15 protein-coding genes are annotated in these 14,642 nt (G+C 53.5%); 13 read left to right on the forward strand and 2 right to left on the reverse strand.

Annotated elements, in window-relative coordinates:
* The first annotated feature begins 174 nt into the window (after positions 1-174).
* Positions 175-1,290 carry a DUF3300 domain-containing protein gene (locus tag B2310_RS04990; RefSeq protein WP_173381836.1) on the forward strand — a complete coding sequence of 372 codons (1,116 nt, stop codon included), beginning with the start codon at positions 175-177 and terminating at the stop codon, positions 1,288-1,290.
* Here B2310_RS04990 and B2310_RS04995 read toward each other — a convergent pair.
* Both B2310_RS04995 and B2310_RS05000 read right to left on the reverse strand, forming a co-directional pair.
* Positions 1,287-2,513 (reverse strand): TPM domain-containing protein, encoded by a 1,227-nt coding sequence (locus tag B2310_RS04995; protein ID WP_290729130.1) that lies wholly within the window; start codon positions 2,511-2,513, stop codon positions 1,287-1,289. The two genes, B2310_RS04990 and B2310_RS04995, sit on opposite strands and share 4 nt — an antisense overlap.
* Positions 2,514-3,416, reverse strand: coding sequence for a DUF6175 family protein (locus B2310_RS05000; RefSeq protein WP_290729132.1), 903 nt, complete (start codon positions 3,414-3,416; stop codon positions 2,514-2,516).
* Between the two features lie 194 nt (positions 3,417-3,610).
* Here B2310_RS05000 and B2310_RS05005 point away from each other — a divergent pair, with 194 nt between their 5' ends.
* From B2310_RS05005 to B2310_RS05060, 12 genes are all read left to right on the forward strand, one after another.
* Positions 3,611-4,249, forward strand: a complete 639-nt coding sequence (locus B2310_RS05005; RefSeq protein ID WP_290729134.1) for an alpha/beta fold hydrolase — start codon at positions 3,611-3,613, stop codon at positions 4,247-4,249.
* A 115-nt stretch (positions 4,250-4,364) separates the two neighbouring features.
* Positions 4,365-6,830: an ATP-dependent helicase gene (locus B2310_RS05010; protein ID WP_290729136.1), complete on the forward strand. Its 2,466-nt coding sequence runs from the start codon at positions 4,365-4,367 to the stop codon at positions 6,828-6,830.
* 76 nt (positions 6,831-6,906) lie between these two features.
* The gene (gatC, locus tag B2310_RS05015; protein WP_173365816.1) at positions 6,907-7,194 is read left to right on the forward strand and encodes an Asp-tRNA(Asn)/Glu-tRNA(Gln) amidotransferase subunit GatC; all 288 of its coding nucleotides are present in this window, start codon (positions 6,907-6,909) and stop codon (positions 7,192-7,194) included.
* A 19-nt stretch (positions 7,195-7,213) separates the two neighbouring features.
* A complete protein-coding gene (locus B2310_RS05020) occupies positions 7,214-7,918 on the forward strand; it encodes a 3-deoxy-manno-octulosonate cytidylyltransferase (protein WP_290726956.1) in 705 nt (234 codons plus the stop codon).
* Between the two features lie 29 nt (positions 7,919-7,947).
* Positions 7,948-8,412, forward strand: a complete 465-nt coding sequence (locus tag B2310_RS05025) for a ComEA family DNA-binding protein (RefSeq protein ID WP_173381830.1) — start codon at positions 7,948-7,950, stop codon at positions 8,410-8,412.
* 37 nt (positions 8,413-8,449) lie between these two features.
* Entirely contained in the window at positions 8,450-9,367 is a 918-nt protein-coding gene (locus B2310_RS05030) for a hypothetical protein (RefSeq protein ID WP_173365819.1), read from the forward strand.
* The gene (locus B2310_RS05035; RefSeq protein ID WP_290726954.1) at positions 9,364-10,380 is read left to right on the forward strand and encodes a hypothetical protein; all 1,017 of its coding nucleotides are present in this window, start codon (positions 9,364-9,366) and stop codon (positions 10,378-10,380) included. The genes B2310_RS05030 and B2310_RS05035 overlap by 4 nt, the downstream gene beginning before the upstream one ends.
* A gap of 1 nt (position 10,381) precedes the next feature.
* Complete coding sequence (gene rsmD, locus B2310_RS05040; RefSeq protein ID WP_290729138.1) at positions 10,382-10,930, forward strand: 16S rRNA (guanine(966)-N(2))-methyltransferase RsmD; 549 nt, start codon at positions 10,382-10,384, stop codon at positions 10,928-10,930.
* Positions 10,931-10,946: 16 nt separating this feature from the next.
* On the forward strand, positions 10,947-11,411 hold the full coding sequence (gene coaD, locus B2310_RS05045) for a pantetheine-phosphate adenylyltransferase (RefSeq protein WP_290729140.1): 465 nt from the start codon (positions 10,947-10,949) through the stop codon (positions 11,409-11,411).
* A gap of 48 nt (positions 11,412-11,459) precedes the next feature.
* Entirely contained in the window at positions 11,460-12,326 is an 867-nt protein-coding gene (locus B2310_RS05050; RefSeq protein ID WP_290729143.1) for a rhomboid family intramembrane serine protease, read from the forward strand.
* A gap of 26 nt (positions 12,327-12,352) precedes the next feature.
* Positions 12,353-13,315, forward strand: a complete 963-nt coding sequence (locus tag B2310_RS05055; protein WP_290729145.1) for an adenosine kinase — start codon at positions 12,353-12,355, stop codon at positions 13,313-13,315.
* 58 nt (positions 13,316-13,373) lie between these two features.
* Positions 13,374-14,624, forward strand: a complete 1,251-nt coding sequence (locus B2310_RS05060; protein WP_290729147.1) for a hypothetical protein — start codon at positions 13,374-13,376, stop codon at positions 14,622-14,624.
* The last annotated feature ends 18 nt before the right edge of the window (positions 14,625-14,642 follow it).

Consider the following 14,642-nt stretch of genomic DNA (forward strand, 5'->3'; position numbering starts at 1 on the left):
ACCACCATAAAATAAATGTCGGAGATGTTTATATAATGTTAAATGTGTTTTACGTGTTGTTTTCGCTTACAACTTAATTTTTTGCTAAAAAACGATAATTTCATGTTTTTTTGCAACGTCACGATGGTTTCGAACATCAAAAAGTTGTAATTTGAAAAACAGAGGAGGTACTTTATGTTCCGTTTTTTGCGAAAACAGTCGAAAACGATCCGTGGAATCCTGATCCTAGCATCGGCGCTGCTATTCCTGCCGTCCCAGGGACTGGCGCAGGAATTTACGCCGTCGGAGCTGGATACGCTAGTTGCAAACATCGCTTTATACCCGGACCCGCTTCTGGTGCAGGTACTTGCTGCTTCCACATACGGAGATCAGATTGCCCCTGCGAATTCGTGGGCACAATCGCATCGTCACCTTTCAGGGAAGGATCTTTCAAACGCAATGGCGTGGGCGAAACTGCCCTACGATGCTAGCGTGCAGGCCCTGATTCCCTTCCCGTCTGTTCTTGCCATGATGGCGAAGTATCCGGCCTGGACCGACCAGCTCGGTGATGCGGTCTTCATGCAAAAAGACGACGTGATGTCTGCTATCCAGCGTTTGCGTCGTTCGGCCGCGAAGTACGGACACTTGAAGAGTGATGACCGAGTAAAGGTCTCGAAAGGAGACAACATAACGATTCTGCCGGTCCGTACGGAGTATGTTTACGTGCCTGTGTATAATCCGCATTACGTATACTACCGCTATTATGATGGCTACACGCGCATCACGTATGCACCGGGCATCTGGATAGGTGGTTTTACCTACTGGGGATGGGGCTCTTGCTGGTTCGATTGGGGGCCGCGCGTCATCTACGTGCGCGATACCCGTTGGCACGCGCCCAGGCGTCATTACCATCACCATCGCCATTACGCGCCTCCTCCGCGCAAGCCGCACCATGTTGGCCCGAACCTTGGCGATGGCCACCGCAACCCGCCTCCGCAGCCTAGGCATTCGCAGCCGAAGCAGTTGCGCAAGGACCCGCCTCCTCCGCCACCTTCTAGGACAAAGGCGGAACCCGCATCGGGCAATGTTCGCGTATACCCGCACAGGAGCCAGGAGGAAGAAGAACCTCGCAGGCTAGAAGACAGGCCCCGCTCCAGGGATGAACGCCGGGATGACCGCTCGTCGTTCGGAAGGGATGTACCGTCTCAGTCGGGAACTTCTTATCCGCCTCCGCGTAGGTCCGATGACGACGACCGCCGCGGAGGAAGCGTTGGCCATGGTTCTGGCATCAAGCCGTTCAACCGTCGCTAGAATGCGTTCAGGATTGTCTTGATTGCATCGGCTGGGTCTTTTCCGCTAAGGCTAGGGAACAGGTCGAGAACCTGCTGATGCGTTTCGGGGTAAGTTCCTGTTTGTATAAAGGACATCCCATAGAGAATGAAGAGAATTTCTTCGAAGGTTTCCTTTTGGGAAACCTTTTTTGCAGGTCCCTTTTGCAACTGTTCAAGGATGTTGCGGAGCTTGTGTTCGCATTCAGACTTGAGCGCATCCTTGCGGGGTTCAAATCCGTCGAGAGGCTTGATTCCGCAGAGGGGGGCGTTCCTGTTTGCGATGTGCAGGTATTCAAGCGCATTCGTATCGAGCGTGCGAACGATTTCAGCGGGGCTGTAGAAGTGTCCGAACTCAATGTTGTCCCTGCGGGCGCGTTTGTCATGAACGTGAATTTTGGCAACTTCCTCGGAAGAGTTGTCCTTGAGGATAAAGTTCACCGTCCAGGGCTTTGCGAGCGCGTCGAAGCCTTCCGTAAGGCACTTGCCGGAGATGAAGGCCGAAATGAGGTTGTCTCCAAACGTGTCCTCGAAAATTTTTGGCCACTGTGAATTCTCGACCTCGCGGACGCTGAGCAGTTTTTTCATGTTGTCGAAGAATCCGAATCTACGCCCCTTGCTCCCGAATGCGATAAGCAGGCCGAAAACGGCCGCGATGAATATCCATCCGCGTATGGTTAAGCCTTCTTCGGAGGGTTGTTCCTGCATGTCGATGTCGAACTTTTTTCCGGTGCTGTCGCTGATGGCGAAAGTGAGCCACCCGGCAAGTGAAAGGATGCCGTCGCCGTAGTGTTCCATGCGAAAGGAGGGGACAAGGAGATCCTGTTCTGCCTTCCGGATGGAGACTCTGTCAAGAATTTCGCTTGCGGTTCCCTTGGTCACGACCAGTTTTCGTCTTTGCTTCTGGACGACAAAAATAAGGACCTCGCCCTTGACGCCTGCATCTGCTTGCCATTTGTCTGCAATATCTGAAGCGTATTGAGTGACATCCCTCTCTCCGGTGTCGTCTAGAAGGACCGCATCGATGCTGATGCCGGTTTCTTTTGCAACTTCATCCGAGAGACGGTCGAAAAATTCAAGCTGCTGGGCGGAAACCAGGCGGTTCTCGTCGTAAACGTGGCTCTTTTCGGGACGGGTGGGAAGCCCGAACGTAGCGGAATAAAAAACGAGAAAAAACGCAGAGAGTATTTTGGCGTGCGGAATCACCTATTCGACATCCATCAGGATGAATTTCCGGGTGACGTTCACTTTCTTGGTGTCCGCCTTTCCCTTGAGCATGTTGCGGATAAAACTATAGACGCTCTGCGAGTCGGGGAATTCTGCAGGATCGGCGTAGACGATCATGTCGATGGTCTTTGCCGTCATCACGTTCACGTTCACCCGCTTGAAGGTCTTTTTGAGCCCGGAGGCGATGTAGTCATGGAGGTTTTCGATCTGTTCTTCGTCGAAATCCCCTTTGAGGTTCATGACAATCTTGTATTGTGTCCCCTGGTTGAGGTCCTGCTGCCAGTAGGCGAGAATCTTCTTTTCGAGCAGGGGCAAGCCGCGTTTAGCCGCGTCATGGAGACAGGTCTTAATCGTCGTCTGGTCGGAAGCGCCGCAGTCGGGATCCTGAATGGTTTCGCTGCCGAGAAGCCTTGCCGTGGAGGATTCGTAGGCGTTCAGTTCCACGGTGATGGATTTCATTTTTGCATTTCCGGCGAACTTGATGTAGACATCGGCACCGAGGGAGAGGCTGGCGAGATACGACAGGTCTTCGTCCGTTTCTGCAATGTCGTTTTGCATCTGGACCAGGTTGTCGAGATCGGCTTGGCCTTCAAGGGATTTTACGTCGTATTTCTTCTTGGTGAGGTATTCGTTGATGGATTCCATCAAGGCACGGGCGAAGGGGTTGTTCTGCACGACCTGGAATTCGGAAATCCCGTTTCCGTTGTGGGTGGGAGTAACGAGGATGGTCGGTTGCGGCAGTTCTGCTGTTGCGCCTTGCTCGGGGGCCGCCTGTTCGACAATCTCGACCGATTGTACCTGGGGCTCGGTTTCGGGGGCGTCTCCTCCGGCGCAGGCCACGAGGATGAACGGAATTGAGAGCAGGATAGAGGTATATCGCATAAAAACCGCCTATTTAGATTTTTTTCTGTTATTTTTACAAAAAAAATCAGAGATTACTATTCCAAAATATAGTATCTCGAAAAAATGTTTGTTTTTTTCTTTAAAAATGTTTCCTTTTTTTGATTTGCATATATACATTTAGATTTGAAGATGTAAAGAGGTGTGCTTTTTGAATTTGTGTTTGGAGTATTGTTATGAAGGAAAAATGGATTTGGTTGCCGGACTGGGCTTCGGAACTGTCCCTCTGGGAAGATGATTTGACGGATGCCTGCGCATCTGCCTCCCATACCTTTGTGCCTTACGAGAAAATGTCTCAATCCCTCGAAGACGTCTATGAGATAGACGGGCTCTCGAAGGCCGACACGGTGGTTGGCTGGGGAATGGCTTGCCTCCTGCTCATGCTGGGTGCGTCGAAGCGCCCGAAAGGACAAAACTGGATTTTTCTTTCGCCCTACGCGGACTTTTGTGATGACGATGGCCCCTGGAATTCGGAAAACCTGCTGTTCAAGTCCCGCGAAATTTTCCAGACCCCGGATGTGGTTCTCGATGCCTTCAAGGAACAGTTTGGCGAGGAGTATAGCGAATGGCCCGACGAATGGGCCGATGCTGCGCGGAAAATGGACGCGGCAAGCCTCTCGGAGGGGTTAAAGTTCCTTGCTTCCCATCGGATTGAATGTCCGATTGCAAGTGGTGAAGGTATCCAGGTCCTCTATGGTCGCATGGACCAGGACGTGACGCCCTCCATGACGCTCAAGCTAAGGGAACTTTTGCCGGGCGCGACATTCAAGGAGCGGCCCAAGTCGGGCCATTGGCCTCCGATGATGCTATTCTAGTTTTCTGTTCGACCCCGGTCTTTTTTTTGCTTCGCTAAATACTATATTAGCGGAGCATTTTTAGTGTTTTTAGCGGAGCTTTTTGCGGAGCTTCCTTAATTGTCTGGAGATTTTGATGGCGCGCATTGTTGACGAAGAAGTTTTGGACAGGGAGCTGAATCCGGAGCAGGCGGCTGCCGCAAAGAAGATCGATGGCCCGATGCTTATTCTGGCTGGTGCAGGTTCGGGAAAGACCCGCGCTATAACCTACAAGATTGCGCATCTTGTGTCACGCCACCATGTTGAGCCGGGTCGCGTTCTTGCGGTGACGTTCACGAACAAGGCTGCCCGCGAGATGACCGGGCGTATCCAGAAGCTGCTCGATTGCGATATGCGGTTCCCTTGGATGGGGACGTTCCATTCGGTTTGCCTTCGATTGCTGAAACGTTGCCTGAACATGGAAGCGGTGCTCAGGGCTTTTGGTGGAAAGTGGTATGATGCAAATTTTTCTATCTACGATGACGACGACCAGAAGCGCATCCTGAAGCAGATTCTCAAGGAAGACCTGGGGGACGAATGTGATGCCGCCGAAATCAAGCGTGTGCATGGTGCGATTTCGCGCTACAAGAATACGGTGCTCTATGTGGGCGGCTGTGCAGAACTGCAAACTCCGGATGTGGCGCTCTCACGGGCCGAATTCGCAGATGAGGAACGCTACGCCCGCTATTATGCCGAATACCAGAAACGTCTCCTGGAATCGAATGCGATGGATTTCGACGACCTGCTGTTCAATACGGTTCTCATGCTCCAGAGAGTTTCGAACCTGGCTGAACAGCTCCAGTCGCATTTTGATTTTGTGGTGGTGGACGAATACCAGGATACGAACGATGTGCAGTATGAACTCTTGAAGTTGCTGATTAATGACCAGCGTAACGTGACCGTGGTCGGCGATGACGACCAGAGCATTTACGGTTGGCGTGGCGCGAATATCAAGATTATCCGCAACTTCCACCGCGACTTTGCGCCGGTGACGATTGTGAAACTCGAACGCAACTACCGTTCCACGTCTAATATTGTGAAGGGAGCGGGTTCCGTAATTGCACATAACATTCGACCCGCCGAAATGGAGAAGAACGTGTTCTCGAAAGAAGAAGCGGGCGACCCTATCCGCGTGCGGCATTTGGTGGATGACCGTTCGGAAGCGCAGCAGATTGCGGAAAATATCAGTGTAGCGGGCGAGGCGAACTTTTCGAAGACGGCAATCTTCTACCGCACTAATGCTCAATCCCGCGTGATAGAAAAGGCTTTGAATGACTTGCGTATTCCCTCGGTTATTTTCGGGGGAACGCGCTTCTGGGATAGAAAGGAAATCAAGGATATACTGGCCTACTTGCGTCTCCTTGCAAACGAGAAGGACGATGCAGCCCACTTGCGCGTTATCAATACGCCGCCACGCGCCATTGGTAAGACCACGGTGGAAACGGTGCTGGAACGAGTCCGTAATGGCGATGGTACATTCTGGCAGGTGCTTGTTTCCGAGGCGAACGGAACGGGTCGTTCTGCTCCGAAACTCAAGGGCTTTACGGATCTGGTCCAGGGCTGGAAGAATCTTGTTGCGGCGGGAGAGACTCCGCTTCCGATTCTTGCGGAACACATCATCGCCGATACGGGATACAAGGAATTTTTACGCAAGGAAGATGAGCTTACGGCGGACGAACGCATTGCGAACATCGACGAAATGGTGAACGCCATCCGCGAATTCGACGAGGAACATCCCGATGCGACCCTGGATGCGTTCTTGCAGGACATCTCGCTATTGACGGATGCCGACAAGAAGGTGGATGATTCGAAGGGCGCCGTGACGCTCATGACCATCCACATGGCGAAGGGACTTGAATTCAATACGGTTCACATTGCCGGTTGTGACGAAGAAATCTTCCCGCTGGTGCGAGGTTCATCGTTTGCGACGGACAAGGAAATGCGCGAGCAGATGGAAGAGGAACGCCGCCTGTTCTACGTGGGCTGCACCCGCGCCGAAAAGAAACTTTATCTGTACCACGCCGAAAGACGCTTCTACCAGGGAACCGTCAGGCCGTTTTTGCCGTCGAGGTTCCTCAAGGAGCTTGATTCGTCGGTGGTCGAGTTTACGCCGTGTGTTGATACGCGCCCGGCATTCGGCTCTGAATTTGGCTATTCGCCAGCCGCACCACGCTACAACAAGGCGCCCGATTTTGCCCTGAAGGGAGGGCGTCCTTCGCCATCGGGCTCTTTCGGTTCCGGATCCCGAGGTGGGTTCAGTCGTCCGGGCTCGGTTCCTGCTTCTGTCCGTAAGAACGACCAGCGTATTGTTTACCGCAATCCAATCAAGGTGACTCCTGTTGCAAAACCGGCAGCTCCGAGCGGTCCGCGCGTTGTCTACGATGAATATAGCGAGAATCCGTATCATCCGGGAGCCCGCGTGCGTCATTCCAAGTACGGGGTGGGCACGATAACCAAATGCTATGGCACGGGAGATAGCGCCCGTGTGGATGTCCGCTTCAACAGCGACAACGTGGTTCGGACCATCATTCTTAAGTATGCCGCGCTCGAAATTATGGGTTAGGGCGTATTTTGCAAACGATTGTTGCTCTCCTCGGGAAAATAAATTGCTATTTTAGGAATGAAAATAAAGAGGTCCTATGCTTGAACGTGAAGAAGTTCTGAAATTGGCGAAGCTTTCGAGGCTCGAAGTCGCGGAAGGCGACATCGATTCTGTGAAGGCGCATCTGGATGGAATGCTCGACCACATGGAAGCCCTCAAGGCGCTCGACTTGTCCAATGTGGAACCGATGACTGCCGTCGAAAACGGCGCTACGATTCTCCGCGAGGATGTCCCTGTGCAGGGATTCTCCCTGGACCAGGCTTTTGCGAACGCTCCGGCGGTGGAGAACGACCATTTCGCCATTCCGAAGGTTATCGGCGGCTAGACTCCCGAATTAGACTTCCATGACCCCAGTCCATTGCATCGTGCCGGCGCGCATGGGTTCTTCCCGTTTTCCTGGAAAACCGCTTTTTAAGCTCTGTGGAACGGAAATGATCGTGAGGACGCTCAAACGGGCTGCCCTTGCGGAATGTTTTGACCGTATCGTCTGCGCTACGGATTCCGAACAGATTGCCGAGGTCGTGTCTGGGGCGGGGTTCGAGTTCGTCTTGACGGGGAAGGCCGCTACCGGTTCCGACCGCGTTGCCGAGGCCGCGAGCGCCTTGGACCTTGACCTGGTCGTGAATCTCCAGGGGGACGAACCCCTTGTAGAGCCTTCCGTACTTGAAGATGTGGCCTGTGAATTGGCGGCCCATCCGGATTTCTGGGTGACTGTTGCGTGTCCGCTGTCGCCTTCGGATGCCGAGGTCGCGACTGTCGTCAAGGTCAAGGTCGAAAACGGTTTCGCTGTAGATTTTACCCGCCACGTGGAGCCTTCCGAGGCGCCCCGATGGTTCCAGCACCAGGGGATATATGCGTATTCCCGTGCTTCGCGGGATGAGTTTTCCAGGCTTCCCCAAAGCGGGGTCGAGCTGGAGCGCTCGCTGGAACAGATGCGGATATTGGGGAAACGCCCGATCCGCATCGTGCAGAGTCCTTTCCCGTCCGTTTCGGTGGATGTGCCCGCCGATGCGGCTGCGGTGGAGGCTCTCATAAGAAGACATATGTAAATACGCTTTCAACAAGGTGAGGGGACCGGATGAACGCTGCAGAAAAGAAAATTCTGTATATAGCAATGGCATTTTTCGTGGTTGGGGTTGCTGTTAGGGTCTTGCCCTGGGAGCCGCCGTCTATCGAGACTGTGGAGATTTCGGAGCGGGTCCGCCCTGAAGAAACTCCTGTCCCATATTCCAAGGTGGAATATGGGGCGCCGCGTCCGTCCGAAGAGTCGGTGACTTTGGATAAAGTAACGAAAAAGGAGCCGTCGGAAGGTGCCCGTAAGGGGCGCCCGAAGAAGCAAACGGTGCATTTGCCCCTAAAAATCAACGCAGCGACGGAGGAGGAGCTTTGTGCCCTGAAAGGGGTGGGGCCCAAGCTTGCACAGCGGATTGTCGCCTTCCGGGAGGCCCACGGCCCCTTCAAAACCCCCGCAAGTCTCGAAAAAGTGCCCGGAATCGGGAAGAAAAAGTTGGAAGGTATACTCCAGGGGGTGATTTTTGATTAGTTTTAGGGTATTAAAATCTTCATAAGTCGTTGAGTATATGAGTGATACGAAACTGTACCTAGGTATTGAGGTTGGCGATGTTTCCTTGAAAGTCGCCCTCTTGGACTCCGCCGAAAAGCGGGTGCTCAAGACTGCGGTCCTCCAGACGGAGACGAGTCCGATTGATGACATCTTCACCTTCGAGACCGTCCTGCAGGGGTGGATGGAAGAAAACGAACTCGATGGCATCGAGTCGATTTCGGTGACCGTCCCGGCATTCCGGTCCATTGTCCGGCAGGTGTTTGTGCCGGCGGAGGCGGTTCCCAACTTGGATGACTACCTCCAGTGGTATCTCGGCCTCATTACCAATGCCGACAAGGGCGCCTATATCGTAGACTACAAGATCTTGAGCGGCGACGAGAACCTCGGAAAGACCGTTCTGCTGATTGCGGTCCGCCGTGAATGGGTGGATGCCCTGCGCAAGGGCTTCCGTAGCAAGAGCCTCGTGCCGAAGTCCATGGAAGTGGATGTGCTTTCGCTCATGAACCTTATGGACGTGGGGGATGGAATCAAGGACCTTGAATGCGTCATCAAGGCGGATTATGCCGGTGTCACCATGCTCTGGCTCAACAAGGACAACCTGCAGGCGCTCCGCTGCGTCTCGACTCTGTCTCTCGTGAATACTTCGACGGAACAGGCCTACGAGCTCCTTGCCAATGCCATCTGCGACCAGATGAAGGAAGCTCGCGAACAGAATACCATGCCCGAAATGAAGCAGGTGCATATCTGTGGCGAAATGGCTATGGATCCGCTTTTCGTGCAGAAACTGCGTGCTAAACTCACCGACGATTGTCAGCTTATTCTGATGGATTCGTTCTCGAAACTCAGGCTTCCTGTGGACGAGGTCGATTCTGCTGCCGTGCTCAACTGCGCGGGTGCCATCGGTACGGCGCTTAGCGTGATGGAGGGTGTATGATTCGTTTGAACCTTATTGAAGCTGCCGAACGTGCTTCGGTCGCGGACGAAACCGTAACTCCGGTCCACGTGACCGACGTTGCCGCCCAGGTAAAGACATCCAAGAAGAAAACTTTGGTTGGCCTGCTCGCCGCACTATTCGTGTTTGTGGCGTTCAGCTGCTTCTTGAGCGTATTTGGCGTTCCCAAGCCGTTGCAGGGGGTTCTGCCTGGACCGTATCTCTCGCTGATAGGCGCCGAGGACCCGAGCCGCACCGCGTTGACGCTCGCTTCCGGGCAGACGACCTCCGCCGGTGGTTCGCTCCAGGCCCAGGCCGCCGCTGCCGATGCCGCCATCAAGAAACGCGAATCACTGACGGTTCGCCAGGTGGTGGGCGAAATCAATCCGAAGGTGCTGTTCAACAACAAGCGTGATGACTACGCCTCGCTCCTCCCGATGGAAAAGGTGTCGTACCAGAGGTCGGCCATCAACCAGTTCTTCACCTTCCTTACTACGGCGACTCCCGATGATGTCGGTTTCTCCGACTGCGTGTTCCAGTCCCCGAACTACTTCTATGTCCGCGGTGTTTCGGTCAAGCCGACTTCGCAGCGCAGCTTCTTGGAAAGGGTCAAGTCCGTGAGTTCTGATTTCAGGACTCCTCCTCTGCCGGAAAACGCTCCCGCGACCGACATTACCGCGTTTGGTCAGTTCAACGTGAACAACGTGAACAAGGCGGCGGTGTCGAGGTTCGTGCCCGTGTCCGAGATGTCCGAAGAAATCAAGGCGTTCAAGTCTCTTGCTTCTTCGAACAAGGTGAACCTTTCCGGGCTCGACAAGCCTGTGGTCGAGGAATTCGGTGTCTACAAGCGCTTCACTTACCAGGTGACGACTTCTGCAGACTTCCCGGAACTTCAGTCCCTGATGGCAGCCCTGGATGCGTCTCCGGTGCGCATTGGCGTGACCAAGGCAGAACTTAAGTTCGCGAAGAAATCCCTTGCTGCGGCATTCACGCTTGTGATGTTCGTGGCTCCGTAATATGCCCATCCGCATTACTGGTGGTCTGTTGCGGGGGAGGAATGTCCCCTCTCCCGATTCATCGAAAACAAGGCCCACGGGCTCCCGCACGAGGGAAGCCCTCTTCAATATATTGCAGGGCGTTGAAGGTTTCCGGGTGCTCGACCTCTTTGCAGGAACGGGAATCATGGGAATCGAAGCTGTTAGTCGTGGCGCCTCTAGCGTCGTCGCCGTTGAAATGGCTCATTCCCAGGCGAGGCTCGTGTATCAGGCCTACATGGCTCTCTCGTTGGAATCGAAACTTACTTTGTTAGAAAAGAACGCGCTGACTCTTGAAAAAGAATTACTTTGTTCTGAATCTGGGTTCGACTTGATTTATGCGGACCCGCCGTTCAAGAACATGGACTATCCGGACCTGCGTCCTTTTTGGCAGTGGCTGAATCCGGGGGGAACGGCTGTGTTCGAAGCGCCGAGCCGGGACTTGCCGGCATGGGCCAAGGCCGCCGAAGAAGCGGGAACTGTGCAAATCCGCCGCTACGGCGAATCCTCCTTGGTGGTCTACAGGGGATAATTTCTATATTTGCGGCATGAAAAAAATCGCCGTATTCGCAGGGTCCTTCGATCCTTTCACTGTGGGGCACCTAGATGTTGTGAAGCGCGCCTCGGCGCTCTTTGATGAATTGTGGGTGCTCCTGGCGGTAAATGTTTCCAAGAAATACTTGTTGCCGGAATCGACTAGGGTCGAAATCGTCAAGACGGCGGTCAAGGACATTCCGAACGTGAAGGTGGATTGTTTTGACGGCTTGACTGTCGATTTCGCGAAACGCGTTGGCGCTAGGTTTCTGGTGCGCGGCATTCGCGGTGCAGGCGATATTGAATACGAGCAGACGGTTGCCTGGAATAACAAGATGCTTTATCCTGAATGCGAGACGGTTTTCTTGTCGAGCGCTCCCGAGCACCTGATGGTTTCCAGTACCGTGGTGCGCGAGCTCCTGAAGTGCGGAATCGTTCGCCACGTCCCCGAAGAAATTATCCCTCTGTTGAAGAAGTAAGTAGGAAAAACTATGCGTCCTTTTGCCTTTCTCCCTAAAGTTATAAGAGTGCTGCTGATTTCGAATGCGGTTGTCTTTTTGCTTGCTTTCGTGGTCGGTAGGTTGCTTGGCCTGCATCTGAACTTGCCGGGCCTTGGATATGGGAACCTTGCCGAATACATTTCGTACTTCGGCGCTTTTTGGCCTTTTGCCCCGGAGCAGGCATGGCGTTTCGTGACGTACATGTTCGTGCATGTCGACTTCTGGCATTTCCTTTTTAACATGCTTATGCTCTGGATGTTCGGTTGCGACGTTGCCGACATGATGGGTTCTAAGCATTTCATGGGAATGTATTTCTTTTGCGGTATTTTTGCTGCCGTGTTCAGCATGGTCATGTACTGGTTCGGCATGACGAACGCCCCGATAATCGGTGCTTCGGGAGCTCTGATGGGGATTTTTGTTGCCTACTACAAGTTCTTCCCGAATCGCATGCTGTTGCTGTTCATGTTTTTCCCGATGCGCATAAAGTATGCCATGTGGTTCATGGTGGCAATCGATGTTTTTATGGCGGGATCGGGAGACCATGTAGCTCACCTTGCTCACTTGGGTGGCGTCGTGGGCGGATTCCTTTACATGCACTTGTTTGAACGGGGTTTTGGTGGTTTCGGCCATGCTTTTGAAAAAATGCGAGGCCCGAAATTCAAGGTGTATCCGGGAGGCCGTTCTGAGAGGGAATCTCGCGACGAGTCGGATAGGGATGCCGAAGATGCAAAGGCCCCTCTCGAAGGCGAAGTTTTCTATGTAGATGAACAAAAGCGCGTAGATGAAATCCTGAAAAAGGTAAATAGCGAAGGCATAGATTCGCTGACGGATTCTGAACGCAGATTTTTACTGCAGGCTAGCGACAAGTTGCGTCGCCGCAGGGGCGGCCTGTAGTTTTGGACATTTTTAGAGGAAGCATTATGAAGAAAGTTCTTGGTATGGGCGCGGCCCTCGTTGATATTCTCGCGAATGTGGATGACGCATGGATTGAATCTCAGGGCGTGCAGAAGGGCGGCATGAACATGGTGGACTGGCCGCAGATGGAAAAGTTCCTTGCGGCGCTCAAGAACCCGCTGCGCGTGCCGGGTGGCTCTACCTGCAATACGATGGTCGGGCTCTCACGCCTGGGCGGCAAGGCTGCGTTTATCTCGAAGGTCGGCGATGACGAACTCGGGAAGATTTTCCGCGAGCACCTGGAACGCAACGGCGTGGAATCGAAGCTCGGGATGAGCGATGCGGCTACGGGTTGCGTGTTCTCTGCGGTAACGCCCGATGCCCAGCGCTCCATGTGGACGTACCTCGGCGCTTCTGACTTCCTTGTGAGTGAGGACTTTGTGCCGGCGCTCTACGACGGCGTGGGCCTGCTCTATGCGGAAGGCTACCGCGCGTTCAATGCGGATTGCTTCAAGAAATCATTTACGCTGGCGCGTAGCCTGGGCGTGGAAACCGCGCTTGACTTCAGTAGCTTTGGCGTGGTGGAAGCCTGCCGCAAGCTGTTTGATGAACTCTTTGCCGAAAAGATGATTGATATCATCATCGCGAACGAGGACGAGGCGTATGCGTATGCGGGCGTGAAGGAAGAGGCTGCACTTGATGTTCTTGCACAGAAGGCGAAGGTTGCCGTGGTGAAGATTGGCAAGCGTGGAGCCCTTATCGCCAAGGACGGCAAGGTGACCCGCGTGCAGGCTGGCCCCGCGAAGGCCATCGATACGACTGGTGCCGGCGACCTGTGGGCATCGGGATTCCTGTACGGCTACATGAACGGCTGGGACATGGAACGCAGCGGCAACCTCGGGAGCGTAGTGAGCAACGAGGTGGTGCAGGTGATGGGCGCGCAGATTCCCGAAGACGGCTGGGAGCGCATTTTGGCGGCCTGCGGGTAGTATGCCCGGTAACGCTTTGCACGAAAACGATATATATTTAGGAGAAAAGGGAGGCTTTATGAAATTATCCACTCTGAAGAACAGCCTGATGGCTCTCGCGGTTTTCGCAATGGCTTCGGTTGCCTATGCTCAGGATACGGCTTCTGTATTCATTCGCAATGCATGCGACTCGCTTCATTCCGAGATTGAACTCGTCCCTGCTTATATCGAAGAGACTAACTGGTACGGCAATCCGCATACAATGGCGAAGGATTCCTCGAACGTTACGCGGCACGAAACCTACGAGACGCTGAGCATGAATTATTCCACGAGTCAAACCATGCAGATTCCCGTGTCCATCAAGGCTTCTTGCCGCGAGATGCAGGGGACGACTGTGGGTTATGCCAAGTGGACAACAAGCCAGAAGTGGCAAAATGTTACGGAAGACGATTACTCGACGTATATTTACGACATTCACGCTTTGAAGATGAATGGTCATGATTCCTCGAATACTTATAACATTTTGGCGTATGTCTCGGGGTTGATTCCCGATGACTATTCGTTTACGGCCTCGAACCTGTTGTTCTCTACGACCTTTGAATTTGCTTTTGAGTGGTGGTTTGCTTCCGTAAAATATCAGTACAATAAAGATGCAACGCATATAGGTATTAGGTTTGGATCCGCGGCCAGCAATGATTCCCTGAAGGCAGTGAATGCCGCTGTTAAAGCGTTGACTGTTCCCGATACGATAAAGAGCGTCCGCCTTCAGGTAATCAAGGTGGTGCTTGGCGATTCCCGCAAGCCGCTGTCGAGTTCTTCGTTTGAGGCGTCTTCTTCAAGTGAAAATAGCTCTTCGAGCTTCTCTCCTGTCTCCTGCTCGTCCGAAGAGGCTAGTTCCAGCTCGAGCGCCGCGACAAGTTCCTCGTCGCAGAAGGTCAGCAGTTCTTCTGCGGATCCCGTTTCTTGTTCTAGCGTAGAATCCAGCAGCACTGCCGAACAGTCGTCTTCGAGCAAGGAAGCCGAGTCTTCATCGAGCGGAACATCGTCTTCGAGTGAGGCATCCTCGTCCGCTTCCGCCGAGTCGAGTTCCGGCACGGAGGCAAGTTCTTCTTCTGATGCAGAAAGCAGCTCCTCCGATGTTGAAAGTTCTTCGTCCGAAGGCCCGACGCGTCTAGCTACGATGTCTGCTCCTGAAGCCGCAGTTCATGTGGTGCAGGTGCGTAGCCTTGATGGATCTGTCGTTAAGAATGCCGGCAAGCTTGCTCCAGGCGTGTACTATATGAAGTATTCGAACGGAGTTTGGCGTAAAACGGCAGTTATGCCTAGGTAGGTTGTTTTTATAATGCGA

It is taken from the genome of Fibrobacter sp. UBA3629 (genome assembly GCF_002374005.1).
Lineage (GTDB): Bacteria > Fibrobacterota > Fibrobacteria > Fibrobacterales > Fibrobacteraceae > Fibrobacter.